Raw genomic sequence first — 15,172 nt, forward strand, 5'->3', positions numbered from 1 at the left:
AGGCAACGAGGATCAACCGGCACCGTGGCCTGGCGTGACCAAGGCCTGCGGTGGTTCGGGTTTGCGGAAAAACGGCGCGCGCTTGAGCGCCCACAGGCGCAGCGCCTGCCAGTGGATGCGGGCCACCACGCCCAGCGTCATGGCGGGGTGGCGCCACAGCGCGCGGCGGGTGGTGTGTGCGTCCAACGGCAGCAGCTCGCCGCTCACGCTGGTCTGGATCAGCGGGCCCAGGCTGGCCTGTGGCTGGTCGTTGTGGTCGATGCGCACCACCGTGTGCTCGCGGCCCTCGCGGTTGCAGCGCATGAACACAAAGCGGTATTCGCCCTGCACGCTGCAAAACGGCGACACGTGGAACACCTTGTCGGCGGTGACCGGCACGCCATACCGGGGTGCGTCCAGCAGGTAGCAGTGGCGTTCGCCAAAGGTATTGTTGACCTCGGCCAGCACGGCGCGCAGGCTGCCGTCGGCCCGGTGGGCGTACCAAAAGCTCACCGGCTTGAACGTGTGGCCGAACACACGCGGGTAGGTGTGCAGCCATACCTCGCCATCGGCGTCATCGATGCCGTGGGCGCGCAGCGTCGCGTCAAACCAAGCGAGGCAATCCGTTCCGCCATCGCCATGGTCGCGGTCATGAAAAGCCAGGGCGGCCCGGCGATTGCGCGCCAGCGCCCCGCTGCCGTTGGCCTGTAGGCTGCGCAGCGGCAGCATGAGGAAGTAGGTGGGGTAGGCGAAGGCGTTGCGGCGCGGGCGCAAGCGGGTGTGGCGCACCTGGCCGAAACCGATCAGCGCTTGGCTCACCGACGCACCCCGTTGGGGTTGTGGGTGGAGGCCATGGCACGCAGAATGCCCGCCGCCGCCTGCAAGCCGGCCTTGACGCCGTCTTCGTGGAAGCCGTAGCCACACCAAGCGCCTGCGAAATGGGTGTGCTGCACGCCTTGCAGTTCGGCGATGCGCTGCTGGGCTTGCATCGCCGCGAGGTCGAACACCGGGTGGGCGTATTCGTATTCACCCAGCACCTGCTTGGGGTCGATGTCGCGCAAGGGGTTGAGTGACACCACCACCGGTTGTTCAAACGGCAATGGCTGCAGCTTGTTGAGCAGGTAGTGCAAGCAAACGCGGGGGTGTTCGTCGCGTTGGCGGGCGGCGCGCTCGTAGTTCCAGGCGGCCCAGGCTTTGCGGCGTGTGGGCAGCACCGACGCGTCGGTGTGCAACACGGCGCGGTTGGGTTGGTAGCGGATGGCGCCCAGCAAGGCGCGCTCGTTGCGGGTGGCGCCCTCGCCGAGCAAAGCCAGCGCCTGGTCGCTGTGGCAAGCCAACACCAGGTGGTCAAAGCGCTCGGCCCGGCCGTCGGTGACCACGCGCACACCCTCGGCGTCGCGCTGCAAGGCGCGCACGGGGGTGTTCAGGCGGGCATCCGGCAGGCCGGAGATGATCTTCTTGACGTACTCCCGCGAGCCGCCACGCACCGTGAACCACTGCGGCCGGCCGCTGACTTGCAGCAGGCCGTGGTTGTGGCAGAAGCGCACCATGGTGGCCACCGGGAATTGCAGCATCTGCTCGGCCGGGCAGCTCCAGATGCAGGCCATCATGGGCAAGAAGTAGTCGTGACAGAAAGCGTCGCTGAAACGCTCGCGCTTCAGGAAGTCGGCCAGCGGCATCCACAAGCGGCCATCGGGGGCCTGGTCCTGCTGGCTGACCGCCAGGCGGGTGCACAGGCGGTTGAAGCGCAGGATGTCGGCCAACATGCGCAAAAACGCCGGCTTGAGCAGGTTGCCGCGTTGCGCAAACACCGTGTCGAGGCTGCTACCGCTCCACTCCAGCGGGGGCTGATCGCCCGAACTCGGCGCCTGCACCGAAAACGACATGTCGGACAAAGCGGTGTCCACACCCAACTCGGCAAACAGGTTCAGCAAGTTGGGGTAGGTGCGCTCGTTGAGCACCAGGAAGCCGGTGTCCACACCGTGGGTCACAGGCCCGTGAGCGGTCGGCAGGGTGATGTCCACCGTGTGCGCGTGGCCGCCGAAGGTGGCCCCGGCCTCAAACAGCGTGACCGCCGCGTGGCCCCGCAAGGTGTGCGCAGCCGCGAGGCCGGCGATGCCGGCACCCACCACCGCAACGCGGGGCTGTTTGCCGATGGGCTGTGGGGCGGGGTGGCGGGGGTCTGCGTACATGCTCAGACCCCCTGGCCAAAAGAGAGAAGTACCGCGCAGCGCCCCGAAACGAAGGAGGGAGGGATGGAGGAGGAGGAGAAGCGCCTCGGGATTGCGCCACCGTGGTGGCGACTGCGCGGTACAAAAACCGTTTCGTTGCGGTTGAGCCCGTTCGCGCCCCAGAAGTTCCTGCGATGTGTGCCCATGTGCCGCTCCAATGTGACCAACCGCCTCAAAATGAACCATTGAGGCAAAAAATTACTGACTGGTCACATTCTGACCTTTTGGTCACTTTGCTGTCGACAACATTCGCTCAATATCCCTGACAAACAAAGGGTTATGTGGCTCCACCGCGCTGGTGTAGGCCTTGACTTGCACGCCGTCGCGCGCCACCAGGTACTTGTGAAAATTCCAGCGCGGCCACTCGCCGGTGCGCTGCGCCAGTTCGCGGTACAGGGGATGCGCCGAACGCCCCACCACCGTGGTCTTGACGAACATGGGGAACTGCACGCCAAAGGTGTTTTCGCAAAAGTCGGCGATACTGGCATTGGCGCCGGGCTCTTGCTGACCAAAATCGTTGCTCGGAAAACCCAACACCACCAGGCCCCGCGCACGGTACCGGCGGTACAACGCCTCCAGGCCTTCGTACTGGCCGGTGAAGCCACAGAAGCTCGCGGTGTTGACCACCAGCACCACCTGCCCGGCGTACTGGCAGAGGTTTTGGGGCTTCTCGTCCTGCAAACGGGGCACGGTGTGCTGCCACAAAGGCGGGCAAACGCCGGCACCTTGTGCCGGTGGCGCGTTTTGCGCCTGCGCCTGCGCCTGGGCGACCCCGCCCAACAAGCCAGCCAACAGCAGCCAGGCCCGCACGGTCCGACTTCGGCGCATGGAAACAGGGGGACAAACAGTGGACATGGCGTTCTCCCACAACAAAAGGCCGATGGTGGCAGCACACATCGGCACGCGTGCAAGGCCTTCCGGCAGCACCGGGTTATTGAAGGGTTTTTGGGGTGCAGCCACTAAAATCGCAGGTTGTCCGGTGCTCGCACCGATGTGAGGTCTTCATGCTGTACCCCGAACTCTTCAAGCAACTCGAATCCGTCCGCTGGGACATGGACAAAGACATTCCCTGGGACCAATTCGACGCCAGTCAACTGAGCGACGAGCAGGCACAGACCATCAAGATGAACGCCATCACCGAGTGGGCGGCGCTGCCGGCCACCGAGATGTTTCTGCGCGACAACCGCGACGACTCCGATTTCTCGGCCTTCATGTCGATCTGGTTTTTCGAAGAGCAAAAACACTCGCTGGTGCTGATGGAGTACCTGCGCCGCTTCCGCCCGGAGCTGGTACCGACCGAAGAAGAGCTGCACGAAATCCGTTTCGACTTCGACCCCGCGCCCGCGCTGGAAACGCTGATGCTGCACTTCTGCGGCGAAATCCGCCTGAACCACTGGTACCGCCGTGCGGCCGAGTGGCACACCGAGCCGGTGATCAAGCAGATCTACACCACGCTGAGCCAGGACGAAGCCCGCCACGGCGGCGCCTACCTGCGCTACATGAAACGGGCCATTGGCAAATTCGGCAACGAGGCACGGGCCGCGTTTGCCAAGGTGGGCGTGCTCATGGCCAGCGCACGGCGCACCGCGCAAGCCCTGCACCCGACCAACCTGCATGTGAACAAAAACCTGTTCCCGCGCGACACCATCCAGAGCCGGTTGCCCAACCCGGAGTGGCTGGAACACTGGCTGGACAAGCAGATTGCCTTCGACGCCGCGTGGGAAACCAAGGTGGTGGACCGCATCCTGCACAACATGAGCCTGCTGATGGACCGCAGCTTCAAAAGCGTGCAGGAGCTCAACCGCTTCCGCAAGGAAATCAGCGCGCCCTTGGCTGGCGGATCGCCCGCCGCCTGAACACAACTCAGTGCGCGCGCTGGCGTTCCAGCACGCGCGCGCCCCAAGCCGTCAACAAACCCAAAACGGCGCCGGCCACGGTGCCCGTGAACCACGCGGCCTGCACCACCGACATGTCGTTGGCGCCGTCCCACACCACCGGCCGGCTCCAGGCCTGCTCCAGCGCCAGCTTGCCCAGCAAAAGCCCCCCCAGCAGCAAACCCCAGCGCCGCGCCTGCGCCACGTGCAGGCGCTGCAGGTACAGGTGCACCGCCACCACCGCCAGCGCCGCGTGCATCAGGCCGGCCAAACCGGTGACGTGGCCCACCTGAGGCCACCAGGCCACGGCCAGGTAGGTGATGGGCCACGCCAGAAACCAGGCCACGGCACAGGCCCGGTCGGGCCGCACCACCCATGAGAACGCTGTCAACAGCCCGAGGGCCATCTGGTTGGCAATGAGGTGGGGCGTGTTCACATGCACCCAGGCGGTGGACCAGATGGTCCACAGGCGCTGGTCCCAGTCTTCCACCCGCCAGACCAGGCCCGACACCAGCTCCGGCCCCCACCAGCCCAGCATGCTGGCCACGCCGTGCAAGCCACACAGCACCAGCCAGTCGCGGCCCGGCGTCATGGGCCGGCCAGCACGTGTTGCCACAAGGCACGGACAGCGGTCGATTCCACCGCGACGTCGGAAGGGTCCACCTGGGTGGGCGCTTCGTCCAGCCGGGCACGGTGTTGCATCTGCCGCAACACCCGATACGCAGCCGCAGCGGTCTCGCCCATGCGAGCCGGCAAGAGGCCGGCCTCTTCGGCCATCAGCAACAAGGCGATGTTGCCCCGGTTGGCCCGCAAGGCCGGGTGTGCCGCGGCATGGGCCAGCACCAGAAACTGCACCACAAACTCGACATCGACCATGCCACCCGGGCTGTGTTTGACGTCGAACATCTCACCGCGCACCGGGTGGGCGGCACGCACCTTCTCGCGCATCGCACGTATCTCGTCGGCCAAAGCAGCCACGTCGCGCGGCGCGGTGATGACCGCTTCGCGCACCGCATCGAAACGCGCCGCCAGCTCATTCACACCACCGATGCGCGCCGCCGCCGGGCCGCCCCAAGGCGGGGCAGCCTCCCCGGGGGGCAGCGAACCAAGCGCAGCGGGGAGCGTGGGGGCGACCACACATCTTGCTCGGGTGATGGCCTGGTGCTCCCAGGTCCAGGCGGTGTTGCTGCCGCGCTGCTGCTGGTAGTCGGCGTAGGCCTCAAAGCTGGTGACCAACAAACCCGAATTGCCGTTGGGGCGCAGCGCGGTGTCGATCTCGTACAAATCGCCCTCGCCGGTCTTGACGGTGAGCCAGTTGATGAGTTTGCGCACAAAGGTGGCGTACACCTCAGGCGCGCGCTCGTGTTCGTCGTCGTAGACAAACACAATGTCCAGATCGCTGCCGTAGCCCAACTCTTTGCCACCCAGTTTGCCGTAGGCAATGATGGCGAACTGCGGTGCGTCGCGGTGGCGGTTTTTCAGCCGCGCCCAGCACCAGCGCACCGTGGTGCGCAACACGGCGTCGGCTAGGGCGCTCAGGTCGTCGGCCACGTCTTCCACCGTGAGCACACCTTCCACGTCGCGCGCCAGGGTCCGAAAGACTTCGGCATGACAGGCGCGGCGCAGCAGGTTGAGCAAGGCCTCCTCGTCGTCTTCGCCTGTGCTGCGCAAGGCGTCCAGCCGCGCATCGAGTTCGGCCTCGAACTGGGCGCCGTCGAAACGGTCGCTCAGCAGTTGCCGGCTGGCCAACTCGTCGATCACGCCGGGGTGTTTTTGCAGGTAACGCGCCGGCCATTTGGCCGCGCCCAGCAGGCGCAACAGGCGCTCGTGCACAGAAGGGCGCTCCTGCAGCAAGGCCAGGTAACTCTCGCGGCGCAGCAGGGCTTCGAGCCAGTCCACCAGTCGCAAGGCGGCTTCTTCGGTCACGCGGCCCTCTTCCACCCACGCGCCGGTGCGCTGCACCAGGCGCACCAGACGCTGCCGCGTGTCTTCGCGCAGCGCGGCCACGCGCGGGTGTTCGCACCACTGGGCCACCCGTTCGGCCAGCTTGGGCGGCAGCTGGGGCAGCACCGCCTGCAGCTCCCCCGCCTCGGCCCGCGCAGCACCACAGCCTTTGCCGTTGCAGCTTTTGGTGGGGCCGCCCAACAGGGTGTCGAACTCCTGCGCCACCGCCTCGCGGTGCGCATCGAGCTGGTGCAAGAAGGCACAGGTGTTGGGAAAACCCAGCGTCTGTGCCAGCCAGGCGAGATCGTCGTCGCGCTCGGGCATCAGGTGGGTCTGCTGGTCGTCCAGGTACTGGATGCGGTGCTCGACCCGGCGCAGGAACACATAGGCCTCGGTCAGCGCCTGCGCCGTTTCGGCCGGCATGAGGCTGGCCCGTTGCAGGCGGGCGATGGCGTCCAGTGTGGGCCGGGTGCGCAGTTCGGGAAACTGGCCGCCACGCACCACTTGCAGCAACTGCACCGTGAATTCGATTTCGCGGATGCCACCGCGCGAGAGCTTGACGTCGTTGGCGCGGCCCGGGTTGCCAGCCGCGCGTTTGGCCGCGTGGTCGCGGATCTGCCGGTGCAGGGTGCGCAGGGACTCGAACACGCTGTAGTCGAGGTAGCGCCTGAACACAAACGGCAGCACCACACCACGCAAGGCGCTGGCCGAGCCGTCGCGCACGGCCGCCAGAGGCGCCACCACGCGGCTCTTGAGCCAGGCGAATCGCTCCCACTCACGGCCTTGCACCAGGAAATATTCCTCCAACGCACCCAACGACACCGCCGGCGGCCCAGAGTTGCCGTTGGGTCGCAAAGCCAGATCGACCCGGAACACGTTGCCATGCTCCGTCGTATCGCCCACCAGTTGGTAAATGCGTTTGACGGCTTTGCCAAAGTACTCGTGGTTGCTGATGCGGTTGCGCCCCTGTGCGTTACCGGCGGTTTCGCCGTCGTGGTCGTACACGTAGATGAGGTCGATGTCGCTGGACACGTTGAGCTCGCGCGCGCCGAACTTGCCCATGCCGATGACCCACAACTGGGCACGCGCAGCGGCCGTGGCCGGCGGCGCCTGGTGCATGGGCGCGCCGTAGAGGCCGTCCAGTTCAGACTCGGCCTGGGCGCAGGCGCGGTCCAGCGCAATCTCGGCGAGGTCGGTCACCGCGCGGGTGACCACCGCCAGGTCGACCGCCTCCTCGCAGTCCAGCACCACCAGCCGCTCCATCACCAGCTGGCGCAGCACACGCAAGGCAGCGCCCAGTTCCAGCCCCCGGCCCAGCAAGCGCTCCAGCGTGGCCAGCTGAGCCTCCCGGGTGGGGGCACCCGCATCCAGCAAATGCGCTTCGGCCGCATAGCGCCTGCGCAAGCGCTGCACAAAACGCGAATGATCGGCACGCGCGGGCGTGGTGAAAGCGGCGTGGGCGCCGCCGGCGTGATCTCCGACCGTCATAATTTGAATTGGTGATGAAACATGACTCGACCCCTCCTCCCCCCCGCACGCTGAAGGCCTTGAGCTGGACCGCGCGCGCCCTGTGGTGGGTGGTGCTGGCGGGCTGGGGCCTGTTTGCGCTGAGCTGGGGAGCCCTGCACGGCTGGATTGTGCCGCGAATCGGGGAATGGCGCCCTCAGCTGGAAGCCGCAGCCACACAGGCCTTGGGGACGCCGGTGCGCGTGGGCGACATCCGCGCCACCGCCAGCGGCGCCATCCCCGCCATCGAACTGGTGGACGTGCGGCTGTTCGACCGCGAGGGCCGCGAAGCCCTGCACCTGCCACGGGTGCAAACGGCGCTGTCCGTGCGCTCGCTGTGGCGCCTGGGTTTTGAGCAGTTGGTGATCGACAGCCCCAGCCTGGACGTGCGCCGCACCCGCGACGGCCAATGGCGCGTGGCTGGCCTGGACATCGCCAGCGCCGACCCCCAGGACCGCAACGCCCTGGGCGACTGGTTTTTTTCGCAAACCGAGTTCGTGCTCCGGCGTGGCCAGATCCGCTGGCAGGACGAACGCCTGGACCTGCCCCCCTTGGACCTGACCGACGTGGACTTGGTGGTGCGCAACCCGGGCCGGCGCCACCAGATGCGCGTGGACGCCACGCCCCCCGCGGCCTGGGGCGAGCGCTTCAGCCTGCGTGGCGACTTCAGCCAACCCTTCTCACTGACCCAGAGCCGCCACTGGGAGCATTGGAGCGGCACCCTTTACGCCGACTTCGAGCGGGTGGACCTGCAACGGCTGCGCGACCATGTGGTGCTGACCGAAGCGCCGCTGCTGCAAGTGCACCAGGGCACAGGCGCCCTGCGGCTGTGGGCCGATCTCCAGCGCGGCCGCTTGAGCGCGTTGACAGCCGACACCGCGCTCACCGGCGTGCGCCTGCAACTGGGCCCCCGGCTGCCCGCATTGGACCTGCCTGCCTTGGGCGGACGGGTGAGCGCCAGTTGGCAGCCCCAACAATGGGAAGTGGGCACGCGCGACCTGCAACTCATGACCCCGGCCGGCACCCCCTGGCCCGTGGGCAACGTGCGGCTGACCCATGCGCAGCCCAGCCGCGGCCGCCCGCCCGAAAGCGAATTCAACGCCGAACGCCTGGAGTTGGCCGCCATCCACCAGGTGGCACAACACCTGCCGCTGCCCCAAGCCTGGCGCAAGGAACTGGCACAGGCCCAGCCGCAGGGGCTCCTGAGCCCACTGCGCCTGCGCTGGCAAGGGCCGCTGCACAGCGACGCCGTGCCCACCGAATGGCGGGCACAAGGTCGGGTCACGGGGCTGTCGGTGGCGCCCGGCCCGCTGGCTTTCGATGCGTCCACCGAACTGGCCCGCCCCGGCGTCACAGGCGGCGAACTGGATTTCGACATCGGCCCCAAGCAGGGGCAACTGAAGGTGGCCCTCGAACAGGGCGCCCTGACCTGGCCCGGCCTGTTCGATCAGCCCAGAGTGGACCTGGCCCAACTGCAAGGCGAATTGAACTGGCGCCTCGACGGCGATCAGCTCGACCTGCGCATTCCCCAGCTGACCTTTGCGAACGCCGACGCCGCCGGCGAGATGGACCTGCACTGGCACACCGGGCGCGGCACGGCGCGTCAGCCACGGCTGCCCGGGGTGCTGGACCTGAACGCCCAGTTGAGCCGTGCCAACGGCGCGCAGGTGCACCGCTACCTGCCGCGCGGCATTTCGGCCGACGCGCGACGGTACGTGCGCGAGGCCATCCAACGCGGCGAGGCCCACGATGTGCGCTTTCGGGTCAAAGGGCCGCTGGACCGTTTTCCGTTTGCGCGTGCCAGCGAGGGCGAATTCCGCGTCAGCGCCCAACTCACCGGGGTCGATTTCGACTACGTTCCCCCGTTCGTGAGCGGGACACGCGCCCCCATCTGGCCCGGCCTGCGCGGCCTGCAAGGCCGCTTCCAGATGGAGGGCCACCGGCTGCGCCTGAGTGAGGTCAAAGGTGGCTTTGCACAGCTGCCTGGCCTGCGCCTGAACAGCGCACAGGCCGAGCTGGACGACTACACCCACCTGGGCACCGTCAGTGTGAACGGTCAGGTGGCTGGCGCGGCGGCCGACATGCTGGCCTACGTCAACCAATCGCCGGTGTCCGATGTCATGGGGCAGGCGCTGGCGCAAGCGCGCTTTGGGGGTCAGGCAGACCTGGCGCTCCAACTCGCGCTGCCCCTGAACGCCATCACCACCAGCCAGGTCTCGGGCACGCTCAACCTGCCCGGCAACGACCTGTTGTTCGCACCCGGCACCCCCCTGCTGGCACGCACCGTGGGCCGGTTGCAGTTCAGCGAAAAAGGCTTCAGCGTGCCGCAGGCGGTGGCACGCGTGTACGGCGGCGAGCTGCGTTTTGACGGCGGCATGCGCCCCGGCCCGCAAGGGCGTTCCGACATCAGCTTCCAGGGGCAAGGTGTGGCCAGCGCCGATGGCCTGCGCCAGGCGCACGAACTGGCCGACCTCGCACCGGTGCTCGCCTCGGCCAGCGGCGCCGCGCCCTACCAGGTGCAACTCGCGTTCCGCCAGGGCCGGCCCGACCTCAGCCTGAGCAGCAACCTGCAGGGCCTGGCCCTGGCCTTGCCCGCGCCACTGGACAAACCGGCCACCACCACGCTGCCCTTGCGTGTCACCAGCGCACCCATCGACGCCCCGGGCGGCGCCGCGCAAGACCGTGTGGCGCTGGAGCTGGGCGGCAGCATCACCCCCCTGCTGGCGCTGCGCGTGGAGCGCGACCTGACGGCCCCGGCCAGCCGCGTGCTGCGTGGCGCCATCCAGGTGGGCGCCACAGGCCCGGTGCCCTTGCCCACCAGCGGGGTGGTGGCACACGTGAACCTGCCGTCGCTGGATGTGGACGCGTGGGACCGCTGGCTGGAGCGCTCGGCACCCGCCGGCGCGACCAGCACCACCGCTTGGACCACCGACCAGACCCATTGGCCCAACCAGATCGTCTTGTCGGTGGACCGCCTCACCGTGGCCCAACGCAGCTTGCACACCCTGCGTGCGCAAGCCCGGCGCGAAGGCAACCTGTGGCGCACCCAGGTGGCCGCCGACGAGGTGACCGGACGCATCGACTACCGCGCCGGGCAGGGCCAGGCCGGGGGTCAGGTGTTCGCGCGGCTGTCACACCTCAAACTCGAACGCGGCACGGCCCAAAACGTCGATGAGCTGTTGCGTCAACAGCCCCAGAGCGTGCCCGCGCTGGACGTGGTGGTGGAGCGGCTGGAGCTGGGTTCGCGCGAACTGGGTCGGCTGGCGCTGGATGCGGTCAACCGCAACACCGAGGGTGGCAACGAATGGCGGCTCAACCGCATCGAGCTGGCCGTGCCAGAAGCCCGGCTCACAGGCAGCGGCAACTGGGCCACGGTGGGCGGCACGGATGCTGCGACGGCAACGGGCGCGCAGCGGCGCACCGTGCTCAACTTCAAGCTCGATGTCAACGATGCCGGCGAGCTGTTGCAACGCTTTGGCATGTCGGGTGTGGTGCGCGGCGGCAAAGGCCAGCTCGATGGCACCCTGGGCTGGCTGGGCTCCCCCTTGACGCTGGACCACCCCAGCCTGACCGGTCAGATGAAACTGGACATCGAGCGCGGCCAGTTCCTCAAGGCCGAGCCGGGTTTGGCCAAGCTGCTGGGCGTGCTCAGCCTGCAGGCGCTGCCGCGCCGGCTGCTGCTGGACTTCAAGGACGTGTTCAGCGAGGGTTTTGCCTTCGACTTCGTGCGCGGCGACGCCCGCATCGACCAGGGCGTGGCCACCACCAACAACCTGCAGATGAAAGGCATCAACGCCGCCGTGTTGCTGGAAGGGCAGGCCGACATCGCGCGCGAAACGCAGGACATCCACGCGGTGGTGGTGCCCGAGCTCAACGCCGGCACCGCATCGCTGCTGGCCACTGCCATCAACCCGGCGGTGGGACTGGGCAGTTTTCTGGCGCAGTTCCTGCTTCGCCAGCCGCTGCAGGAAGCGGCCACACAGGAGTTCCAGATCACCGGCCGCTGGGACGACCCGCAGGTGGAGCGGCTGCAACGCAAGCCACCCGCCGGACCGCCGCTTCCGTCACAATAAAACGCCCACCACGCCAGACACCACGCCATGAAAGCCGCCGCCCTTCAAATGGTCTCGGGCATCAGCCTGGACCACAACCTCGCACAGGCACACGCCCTGCTCGACCAGGCCGCCCAAGCAGGTGCCGAGCTGGCCGTGTTGCCCGAATACTTCTGTTTCATGGGCCACAGCGACCGCGACAAACTGGTGCTGGCCGAAACACCTGGCCTGGGCACGGTGCAGGCCTTTTTGCAGGACACCGCGCGTGAACTGAACCTGTGGATCGTGGGCGGCACCCTGCCCATGGCCACCGACGACCCCCAACACGCCACCAACAGCTCGCTGGCCTTCAGCCCCAAGGGCCAGTGTGTGGCGCGCTACGACAAGATCCACTTGTTCCGCTACGACAACGGGCGCGAACGCTACGACGAAGCGGCCGTGCTGCAGGCGGGCGACACCCCCACCACCTTTGATCTGGCCGACCGCAGCGGCCAACACTGGCGTGTGGGCATGAGCGTCTGCTATGACCTGCGCTTCCCCGAGCTGTACCGCCAGCTGCAAGCCGACGTCCTGCTGGTGCCCTCCGCCTTCACCCACACCACCGGCCAGGCGCACTGGGAGCTGCTGCTGCGCGCCCGCGCCATCGAGAACCAGGCCTACGTGATCGCCAGTGCCCAGGGAGGCCAGCATGAGAACGGCCGCCGCACCTGGGGACAGACCATGGTGATCGACCCTTGGGGCCAGGTGCTGGGCCAACACGCCGAAGGGCCGGGCGTGGTGGTGTGTGAGCTCGACTTTGAGCGCCTGCAGCAGGTGCGCCGGCAACTGCCCGCCCTGGAACACCGCAAGCTTTGAAACCCGGCCTGGACCCGCGTCAGCCACCGCCCGACCCGCGCCCTGGGCAGGCCCGGCGCTGGCGCCTGTGGGCCTTGTTGTGCCTGCTGGTGGCGCTGATGCTGGGCGCGCTCGTGTTCCTGGCGCGCGAATACGAGGAAGCACGCAGCCTGGAGGCGCTGGAGCAGGACGCCGCCACCCTGGGCAGCGACATCCGCACCAGCCTGATCCGCAACCTGCAGACATTGCAGTCGCTGCACGCGTCCCGCCCCACCGCCGCCGCGTGGGAGCCCATGGCCGCCGAGCTGCTGACCCAACACCGCGAACTGGTGCGCCTGGAGTGGCGCAGCAACGACCTGCGCCTGCTGGCCGCGCGCGACAGCGGTTTTCATCCCACGCTGTTTGACATCGCGCCGCGCGAGCAGTCCCTGGCCGATGTGCGGCAGGCCTGCACAGCCGCCGCGCGCAACAACACACCCTCGTACTCGCAAAGCTACTTCTGGCCCATTCCGCAGGGCCTGGGGCTGGAACTGATGGAGTTGTGTGTGCCGCTGTTCGTGGCGGCGCGGGCCGATGGCTACTTTGTGGCCACCTACGCGCTGCAAGGCATGTTGAGCGAGTTCACGAGCAAAGACACCTTGCGCGGCAAGGCGGTGGCACTGACCGAGGTGGACGGCACGCGCCTGAGCCTGTACGGCAGCGTGGCCGGACGCCGACGCACCATGCACGCCAACCACCTGCTCGACCTCCCAGGCGTGACCATGCTGGTGCGCCTGGAAAGCGCGCGCGATGTGCCGCGTCTGTTCCCCAACGTGCTCACGGCCATGGTCAGCGCCTTGTCCATGGCGCTGCTGGCGGTGCTGCTGCTGCTGGCGCGCGACATGCGCCGCCGCATGCGCGCAGAAGGCGAACTTGCCGAGGCGCTTGCGTTCCGCAACGCGATGGAAAACTCCCTGGTCACCGGCCTGCGCGCACGCGACATGGACGGGCGCATCACCTACGTCAACCCGGCTTTTTGCCAGATGGTGGGTTTGAGCGCCGAACAACTGCTGGGCACCGGTGCACCGGCCCCCTACTGGCCCCCTGAACTGGTGGACGAATACCGCCAGCGGCAGGCGGTGCGCCTGGCCGGGATGACCTTCCCGCGCGAGGGTTTTGAATCGGTGTTCATGCGCCCCGACGGCAGCCGCTTCCCGGTGCTCATCATCGAGGCCCCCCTGGTCAACGCTTTCAGCCAGCAAACCGGCTGGATGAGTGCGGTGCTGGATTTGAGCGAACAGCGCCGGGTGGAGGAGCTCTCGCGCGCCAGCCAGGAGCGGCTGCAGGCCACGGCCCGCCTGGCCATGGTGGGCGAAATGGCATCGCTGCTGAGCCACGAACTCAACCAGCCACTGGCCGCCATGTCGAGCTACGCCACGGGGGCGCTCAACCTCATGTCGGCCGAACCCACGCAGCCGCCCGATCCCCAGCTCTCGGACGACCTGCGCCAGGCGATGCAGCGCATCGTCGAACAGGCCGAACGCGCCGGCCGGGTGGTCAAAAGTGTGGCCGATCTGGTGCGCCGACGCGAACAGGTGCGCGAGCCGGTGGCGCCCCAGGCGCTGCTCGACGCCATCCTGCCACTGGCCCAGCTGCAGGCGCGCAAAACCGGCATCCGCATCAGCGAGCAGGTGGAGCCCGACTGCCCGCCGGTGTTGTGTGACCGCACCATGGTCGAGCAGGTGCTGCTCAACCTCGTGCGCAACGGCATGCAGGCCATGCCTGCCGGCAACCCGCCCACTGGCAGCGGCCTGCGCACCCTCACCCTGAGCGTGTCAGTGGTGCGCGCTTCGCTGGCCACCGCATCGGGCAAACGCTGGGTCGAGTTCAGGGTCACCGACCACGGCGAAGGCCTGTCCAGCGAGGTCGCCGCCCGCCTTTTCACCCCGTTTTTCACCACCAAGCCCGAAGGCATGGGCCTGGGCCTGAGCCTGTGCCGCACCGTGATCGAACAACACGGCGGTGCGCTGGACCACAGCCCGGCCGAACCCCGTGGCACGGTGTTCCGCTTCACGCTGCCCATCGCCACCGGCGCGGCCATGTCAGACGGTGAAGGCCGCCGTATGATCGCAACCCCATGAGCCCACCCTTGCGCGCCCGAGTCTTCATCGTCGATGACGATGCCAGCGTGCGCGACGCGCTGGCCTGGCTGCTGCGCACCCGCCGCCTGCTCAGCGAGTGCTACGCCAGCGCCGACGCCTTCTGGGCCGAAACGCAGGGCTGGCACACCGAACCCACCGACCCCGTGTGCCTGCTGCTCGACGTTCGCATGCCCGGCATGAGCGGCCTGACGCTGTTCGAGCAACTGCTGACCCAGCCCTGGCGCAGCACCCTGCCCGTGATTTTTCTCTCCGGCCACGCCGACGTGCCCACGGCGGTGGACGCGGTCAAGCGCGGCGCCTTCGATTTTTGCGAGAAGCCCTTTTCCGACAACGCCCTGGTGGACCGCATCGAGCAGGCGCTGCAAGTCTCGGCCGACGCGATCGCCGTGCGCCAGGTGCGGCGTGACCACCAGGCCCGCCTGACCAGCCTGACCGAGCGCGAGCGCGACGTGATGCAACGTGTGGTGGCCGGCCTGCCCAACAAGCTGGTGGCCGATCAGCTGGGCATCAGCGTGCGCACGGTGGAGGTGCACCGCTCACGCGTGTTCGACAAGATGGGCGTGAAATCGGCCGTCGAGTTGGCCAACATGCTGCGCGATGTGGAGAACTGA

General features: G+C 67.8%; 10 protein-coding genes. 5 read left to right on the forward strand and 5 right to left on the reverse strand.

Annotation, left to right across the window (positions count from 1 at the left end; translation table 11 throughout):
* Window positions 1–12: 12 nt before the first annotated feature.
* From ACFQU0_RS10595 to ACFQU0_RS10605, 3 genes are all read right to left on the reverse strand, one after another.
* Window positions 13–798: a DUF1365 domain-containing protein gene (locus ACFQU0_RS10595; protein WP_382200529.1), complete on the reverse strand. Its 786-nt coding sequence runs from the start codon at window positions 796–798 to the stop codon at window positions 13–15.
* Window positions 795–2,171, reverse strand: coding sequence for an NAD(P)/FAD-dependent oxidoreductase (locus tag ACFQU0_RS10600; protein WP_382200531.1), 1,377 nt, complete (start codon window positions 2,169–2,171; stop codon window positions 795–797). Before ACFQU0_RS10600 ends, ACFQU0_RS10595 begins: the two co-directional genes overlap by 4 nt.
* Before the next feature lie 267 nt (window positions 2,172–2,438).
* Window positions 2,439–3,038, reverse strand: a complete 600-nt coding sequence (locus ACFQU0_RS10605; protein ID WP_382200533.1) for a glutathione peroxidase — start codon at window positions 3,036–3,038, stop codon at window positions 2,439–2,441.
* 176 nt (window positions 3,039–3,214) lie between these two features.
* Here ACFQU0_RS10605 and ACFQU0_RS10610 point away from each other — a divergent pair, with 176 nt between their 5' ends.
* A complete protein-coding gene (locus ACFQU0_RS10610) occupies window positions 3,215–4,066 on the forward strand; it encodes a ferritin family protein (RefSeq protein WP_382200535.1) in 852 nt (283 codons plus the stop codon).
* Between the two features lie 7 nt (window positions 4,067–4,073).
* On the opposite strand, the gene ACFQU0_RS10615 is transcribed toward ACFQU0_RS10610, so the two are convergent.
* Both ACFQU0_RS10615 and glnE read right to left on the reverse strand, forming a co-directional pair.
* Window positions 4,074–4,676 (reverse strand): hypothetical protein, encoded by a 603-nt coding sequence (locus ACFQU0_RS10615; protein WP_382200537.1) that lies wholly within the window; start codon window positions 4,674–4,676, stop codon window positions 4,074–4,076.
* Window positions 4,673–7,516 (reverse strand): bifunctional [glutamate--ammonia ligase]-adenylyl-L-tyrosine phosphorylase/[glutamate--ammonia-ligase] adenylyltransferase, encoded by a 2,844-nt coding sequence (gene glnE / locus ACFQU0_RS10620; RefSeq protein ID WP_382200539.1) that lies wholly within the window; start codon window positions 7,514–7,516, stop codon window positions 4,673–4,675. Before glnE ends, ACFQU0_RS10615 begins: the two co-directional genes overlap by 4 nt.
* A gap of 14 nt (window positions 7,517–7,530) precedes the next feature.
* On the opposite strand from glnE, the gene ACFQU0_RS10625 reads away from it, so the two are divergent.
* The 4 genes from ACFQU0_RS10625 to ACFQU0_RS10640 are packed head-to-tail and all read left to right on the forward strand — an operon-like array spanning window position 7,531 to window position 15,172.
* Complete coding sequence (locus ACFQU0_RS10625; protein ID WP_382200541.1) at window positions 7,531–11,607, forward strand: YhdP family protein; 4,077 nt, start codon at window positions 7,531–7,533, stop codon at window positions 11,605–11,607.
* Between the two features lie 27 nt (window positions 11,608–11,634).
* Window positions 11,635–12,441 (forward strand): carbon-nitrogen hydrolase family protein, encoded by an 807-nt coding sequence (locus ACFQU0_RS10630; protein ID WP_382200543.1) that lies wholly within the window; start codon window positions 11,635–11,637, stop codon window positions 12,439–12,441.
* Window positions 12,438–14,540, forward strand: a complete 2,103-nt coding sequence (locus ACFQU0_RS10635; protein ID WP_382200544.1) for a two-component system sensor histidine kinase NtrB — start codon at window positions 12,438–12,440, stop codon at window positions 14,538–14,540. The genes ACFQU0_RS10630 and ACFQU0_RS10635 overlap by 4 nt, the downstream gene beginning before the upstream one ends.
* A complete protein-coding gene (locus ACFQU0_RS10640; protein ID WP_382200545.1) occupies window positions 14,537–15,172 on the forward strand; it encodes a response regulator transcription factor in 636 nt (211 codons plus the stop codon). Before ACFQU0_RS10635 ends, ACFQU0_RS10640 begins: the two co-directional genes overlap by 4 nt.

Origin of the sequence: Hydrogenophaga defluvii, assembly GCF_042665235.1 — a bacterium.
Taxonomy (GTDB): domain Bacteria; phylum Pseudomonadota; class Gammaproteobacteria; order Burkholderiales; family Burkholderiaceae_C; genus Hydrogenophaga; species Hydrogenophaga defluvii_A.